The following is a 5,692-nucleotide window of genomic DNA, read 5'->3' on the forward strand; positions in this document are numbered from 1 at the left end:
CCGCCGTATGCCTGATGAGCATTGGTGTTCCTTGCTCGACGCCGGAGCCGGGCCGCGCGGCCGGGTTCCCTATGAGAAGACGAGCGACTGAGCCGCCCAGATCAGCACGGCGGCCCAGGTTCCCGTGATGAGGCCGGCCAGCACCGTGAAGAGCCGGGCCGCCCTGCGCTCGCGGGGGTCGCCCTCCGCCTCGCCCGCGTCCCTCGCGTCCTCGGAAGGGCCGGGGAGCGGCGCCGCCGAGGGCCCGCCTGCGAGGGGAGGCTCGCCGGGGGATGCCCATGTCGGGCTCGCGCCGGCGTCGGACGGCGCCCGCGCGGCGCCATGGCGATGGGTGATGGTCGGCATGTCGGCTCCTCGAACCCGGCCTGCTGCGGTCCACCAGGGAACGCCGCGCCCCGGACGGGGGCAGCGGGGGACCCTGGCGGTCGATCGTCGTCGGTCGGCGCGGCGAGAACCCGGACGGGGAGCCCGGACGCGGCCGACACCGGAGCTGGGGCTGGTTCTTAAGGTGGGCTGATGGGAACGCGGCGGTGCCCGTGGCGGCTCGCGACGACCGTCGCGGCGTATCGCGTGCGCCTCCGGCTCAGGATGCCAGGCGGTCGAGGCCCGCCGCCGCGACGGCCGAGGGGCATGGGGACGACAGATGGCGGTGTGAGCCGGGCGTGCACGAGAACTCCTCCAGGGCCCTGCTCAAACGTGGCGATAGGCGCTTGGTTCCGCCGGGGCCCGGTCCGGACGCCGTCCCGTCCCGCCATGCCGGGCATGACGATCGCGGCGTCAGCGGGGGCGGATCTCGGGTCCATGGTCGTATTCCGTCGCGGCCGTCGAGCCCGTCGCCGCCGGGCCATGGGGGTGTTCCGGGCTGAAGGTGTGGGTCGCCATCTCGCCCGCAGGCCCGGCTCGTCCCTCCCGTCCGTAGAAGGCCGCGTGGAGGCCCCAATAGCCGACCGTGAACAGGACGAGCGCCGCGGCGAGGCCTGCCGGCACCGCGGCGAGCTTGCGCCGCACGCCGGGCAGGAAGTGGACCTGCCGCTCGGGATCGGCGGCGATGAGCACGATGACGGCCATGATCAGGGCATGGCCCACGAGGTCGATGCGCCCGAAGGGATAGACCGCCGCGTTGAAGATGAAGAACAGGGCCACGGCCGAGAGGCGGCGCACGAGGGGCGTCCAGATCAGGCCGAAGCCCATGGTGAACTCCGCGACCCCCGCCATGGGGATGAACACGTCGCGGGGCATGCCGAAGGTGAGGAACGGCTTCTCCTCGACCAGCGGGTGGAACCAGTCCGGATAGGCGAACTTCTCGAGGCTCGACCACATCAGCGCGATGGCGACGCCCCAGCGCAGCACCTCGAAGCGGTGCCGCCGCCAGTCCTCGTTCGCGGACGCTTCCAGCACGAGATAGGCCGCGACCGAGACGCCGAGCGCCAGGTAGTCGAGGAGGTGGAAGATGTCGTAGTCGCGTAGCGCCAGCACCCACAGGCCGATGATCCCGGCGGCCGCGAGGGGTTGCGTGCGCCGGGAGAAGATCAGGGCCGCGATGAGGAGCTGGGCCCACGACACCAGCTCGGAGGGCGTCTTCAGGTCCGGGGTGAGATAGACGCCGCCCACCGCGAAGACCGCGATGAAGAACGCGGCGATGACGGCGCGCATGAAGTCGTCGGCCCGCCGCCACAGCGGCGCCGAGACCCGGTCGAAGCCCGCGAGCACCGCCTGGCCGAGATCGGTGCGCTCCACGGCGCGGGTCGCGAGGAAGAAGCCGAGCACGAGGGCGATCGCCGTCCAGAACCAGACATTCGCAAGCGTCGCGCCGACGGGCTGGGGCGCCGCGCCGACGATGTAGGGCGCGAACCACTTGACGTGAGCCTGCGCCGGCGAGGCGAGGGCCGTGAGCGCCGATGAGAAGGCGGCGAGGCGGCAGGGAATGGATCTGGACATGACGTGTTCCGGGATCGCGCCTGGGCAAGGGACGGCAGGGGTGGAACGAGGAGGCCGGGCCGGGGTTGCGGGGCCGCGTCATCGGGGCGGGCTTCCATCATCGCCGGAGCGGTCTCATCCATCGAGCGCCGCCGCGAGCGGGCATTGCACGATCCTGCGGGGAAACAGGAGCCCCGAGGCCGGAGCGCCGCCCTGCCCCGAGCGAGCCACCCGCCGGGCGATCTTAATCCCGTCTTCACCATGGCCGTGCATGGTGGCTCCATTGCGAAATCGGGGTGCGTGATGGTCCTGCGGGCGGTTCTGGCCGTATCGGTGGTGATGGCGTTCGGGCCGGTCGCCGTCCAGGCGGCGGACGCGGCCAGGGCCGGCGTCGCGGGTCGGGTCAGCGTGGGCGGGCTCCTCGGGGCGACGCGCCAGCGCCTCGAGGTGGCGAGCCTTCGCATGAAGATGCAGCGCGACGGCGTCTCCTCGGCCCGGGCCCGGGCGAGCGAGTGCCGGAGCCAGATCCCGCCGCGCCCCGAGGCGGGCCGCCCGGCGACCCGCATGGGAGCCTATCGCGAGTGCCTGGCCCGGGGGTGATCCCGGCGCCCCGACGGGCCCGGCCCTCCGCCGTGGCGGCGCCTGCGCCGTCGTCGCCCCTGTGAAAACGCGGCGAGGCCGCCACATAGTGGCGCGATGCCCGTCGGATCCCCTCCCCCGCAACCGAGCTGGCGCGAGCGCGCCGGGGCGCTGCGCCACCTGCCGGCCCTGTTCCGCCTCGTCTGGCAGGCGAGCCCCGCCCTCACGGCGGGGAGCGTGGCCCTGCGTCTGGCGCGGGCCAGCCTGCCGGTGGCTGTGCTCTACGTGGGCAAGCTCATCATCGACGAGGTGGCGGGGCAGATGCGCCTACCCCCCGCCGATCCCTCGCTCGGGGGCTGGCTGACGAGCGGACGCCTCGACACCCTCGCCCTTCTGCTCGCCCTCGAGCTCGGCCTCGCTGTCCTCGCCGACGCCCTGAGCCGGGGAAGCTCCCTCGTCGACGGCCTGCTCGCCGACCGGTTCAGCAACTTCGCCTCCATCCAGCTCATGGAGCATGCCACGCTCCTCGACCTGGAGCAGTTCGAGGGCAGCGCCCAGCAGGACCGGATCGAGCGGGCCCGCAACCAGATCACCTGGCGCGCCTCGCTCCTCACGCAGGTCTTCGGCCAGGTGCAGGACGCCCTCACCGTGGCGACCCTCGCCGTCGGCCTCGTGGCCTTCGCGCCCTGGCTCATCCTTCTCCTGGTGCTGGCCCTGGTGCCGGCCTTCGTGGGCGAGATGCATTTCAACGCGCAGGGCTACCGGCTCAACTACGTGCGGACCCCCGAGCGCCGGCAGCTCGACTATATCCGCTATCTCGCGACGAGCGTGGAGACGGCCAAGGAGGTGAAGCTGTTTGGCCTCAACGGCTTCCTCGTGGACCGCTTCCGGGGCTTCGCCGACGGCGTCTACGCGGAGCGCAAGGCGCTCGCGATCCGCCGCGCGGCCTGGGGCGGGGTGTTCGCGGCTTTGGGGTCGGTCGCCTATTACGTCGCCTATGCGCTCATCGTCTGGCGCACGGTGGCGGGCGAGTTCACGCTCGGCGACCTCACCTTCCTGGCGGGCTCGTTCCTGCGCCTTCGCGGGCTTCTGGAGGGCCTCCTCCTGGGCTTCTCGCAGATCGCGGGCCAGGCGCTCTACCTGGAGGACCTCTTCCGGTTCTTCGAGGTGCGGCCCGCCATCGTGTCGGGCGCCGACGCGCGGCCCTTCCCCGTGCCACTGCGCGAGGGCATCCGGTTCGAGAACGTGGGCTTCCGCTATCCGGATTCGGAGCGCTGGGCCGTGCGCCACCTCGACCTCGCGATCGGGGCCGGCGAGGTGCTGGCCCTGGTGGGCGGCAACGGGGCGGGCAAGACCACCATCGTCAAGCTCCTCACCCGGCTCTACGACCCGACGGAAGGCCGCATCCTCCTCGAGGGGCGGGACCTGCGCTCGTACGACGTCGCCGACCTGCGCCGGCATGTCGGCGTGATCTTCCAGGACTTCGTGCGCTTCCACATGAGCGCCGGCGAGAACATCGGGATGGGCTCCATCGAGGCGGTGGGCGACCGCGAGCGCATCCGCGACGCCGCCGCCCGCAGCCTCGCCGACGGCGTGGTCGAGCGTCTGCCCCGGGGCTACGACCAGGTGCTCGGCAAGCGCTTCGAGGACGGCTACGACCTCTCGGGCGGCGAGTGGCAGAAGGTTGCCATCGCCCGGGCCTATATGCGGGAGGCGGACGTGATCGTGCTCGACGAGCCCACCGCCGCCCTCGACGCCCGGGCCGAGTACGAGGTGTTCCAGCGCTTCCGCGACCTCAGCCGCGGCCGCACCGCCCTCCTGATCTCCCACCGCTTCTCCACCGTGCGCATGGCCGACCGGATCATCGTGCTGGAGGACGGCCGGGTCGCGGAATCGGGCTCGCACGAGGTGCTGCTGGCGCTGCGCGGTCGCTACGCCGAGCTGTTCGAGCTTCAGGCCGCGGGCTATCGCTGAGCGGTGATCCTCACATTCTGGCTAAGGCTTGCTCCTGTCCCCCTCATGCTGAGGAGCCTGCGCCAGCAGGCGTCTCGAAGCACGCAGCACGCTTCCACAGCCGTCCGGCGATCCCTGGAGCGCCCTTCGAGGCCGGGCTTCGCAGGGCACCTCAGGACGAGGGTGGAGAACAGGCCATCCGTCCCGGCCCGCCCCTCAAAGCAGGTAGCGGAACCCGACGAAGCCCATCGCGATCAGCGCCACCGCCCCGATGGCGATGGGATAGAAATGCCGGTCGAGCTTGTCCTTGATCCAGGCGCCGTAGCGGCTGAGCAGGGCCGAGAGGAAGAAGAACCGCGCCCCCCGGGTGATGATCGACAGCACCACGAACCAGAACAGGTCGTAGCCCGCGAAGCCCGAGGTGATGGTCACGAGCTTGTAGGGGATCGGGGTGAAGCCCTTGATGAGGATGATCCAGTGGCCGTGCTGCGCATAGGCCGCCCGGAACGCCTCCGCGCCCCGGCTCAGGCCGTAGAGGTCGAACAGCCATTGCCCGACCGAATCGTAGAGCAGGGCGCCGATGGCGTAGCCGAGAAGCCCGCCGAGCACGGACGTGACCGTCGCGATGGCGGCGTAGCGCCAGGCCTGGTCCGGGCGCGACAGGGTCATGGGCACCATCATGACGTCCGGCGGCACGGGGAAGAACGAGCTCTCCGCGAAGGAGACGGCGCCGAGCGCGCCAGCCGCCCAGGGGCGCGCGGCGAGCGAGAGGGTCCAGTCGTAGAGGCGCTTGAGCATCGGTCCGCCAGGGTCGCCGCCACGCCGCCTCCCGGTTGGGACGCCATCGCGGCAGGGCTAAGGGGAGCCCCGGGGGGCCTTCGCCGGCCCGGTTTAACCATGGGGACGCGAATGTAAACCCGGGCGAACGCCACGCGGCCGCTCAGTCCATGCCGGGACGCTGCGCCCTCTGCCCCCTTTCCCCCGGGGGAGACGCGCAGACGCGCCTCATCGCGCCCCGGGGGCGGCCCGTCCTGTCCGGCCGTCTGCCGGAGGGCGGGCGAGAGGATCGAGGGGACGCGGGACGCCGCGGGCTCGATGGTGGCAGTCGGCCGTGAGCTTAGAAGCCCAGCGGCGTCCACGGGGGGCCCGGATCGATGGTCCGGCCCCGTCCGGGTCGCCCCGGCACGCATCCGGCACCTCTTGGACGTCGCCGCCCGAACTGGGCAGTCGCACGGTCGTGCCG

The 5,692-nt window shown here is 72.0% G+C and carries 5 protein-coding genes; 2 read left to right on the forward strand and 3 right to left on the reverse strand.

Annotated features, from left to right (window positions below; translation table 11 throughout):
- Positions 1-69 precede the first annotated feature (69 nt).
- Together F0L46_RS25270 and F0L46_RS25275 are read right to left on the reverse strand one after the other, a co-directional pair.
- Entirely contained in the window at positions 70-345 is a 276-nt protein-coding gene (locus F0L46_RS25270) for a hypothetical protein (RefSeq protein ID WP_149822381.1), read from the reverse strand.
- A 432-nt stretch (positions 346-777) separates the two neighbouring features.
- Entirely contained in the window at positions 778-1,938 is a 1,161-nt protein-coding gene (locus F0L46_RS25275) for a hypothetical protein (RefSeq protein WP_240540162.1), read from the reverse strand.
- A 282-nt stretch (positions 1,939-2,220) separates the two neighbouring features.
- On the opposite strand from F0L46_RS25275, the gene F0L46_RS25280 reads away from it, so the two are divergent.
- Positions 2,221-2,517: a hypothetical protein gene (locus F0L46_RS25280; protein WP_149822382.1), complete on the forward strand. Its 297-nt coding sequence runs from the start codon at positions 2,221-2,223 to the stop codon at positions 2,515-2,517.
- A 96-nt stretch (positions 2,518-2,613) separates the two neighbouring features.
- On the forward strand, positions 2,614-4,470 hold the full coding sequence (locus F0L46_RS25285) for an ABC transporter ATP-binding protein (protein WP_149822383.1): 1,857 nt from the start codon (positions 2,614-2,616) through the stop codon (positions 4,468-4,470).
- Between the two features lie 195 nt (positions 4,471-4,665).
- Here the strand turns inward: F0L46_RS25285 and F0L46_RS25290 are convergent, their stop codons facing one another.
- Positions 4,666-5,247, reverse strand: coding sequence for a YqaA family protein (locus F0L46_RS25290; protein WP_149822384.1), 582 nt, complete (start codon positions 5,245-5,247; stop codon positions 4,666-4,668).
- Between the last annotated feature and the right edge of the window lie 445 nt (positions 5,248-5,692).

The sequence above is a fragment of the Salinarimonas soli genome (assembly GCF_008386575.1).
Taxonomy (GTDB): Bacteria; Pseudomonadota; Alphaproteobacteria; order Rhizobiales; family Beijerinckiaceae; genus Salinarimonas_A; species Salinarimonas_A soli.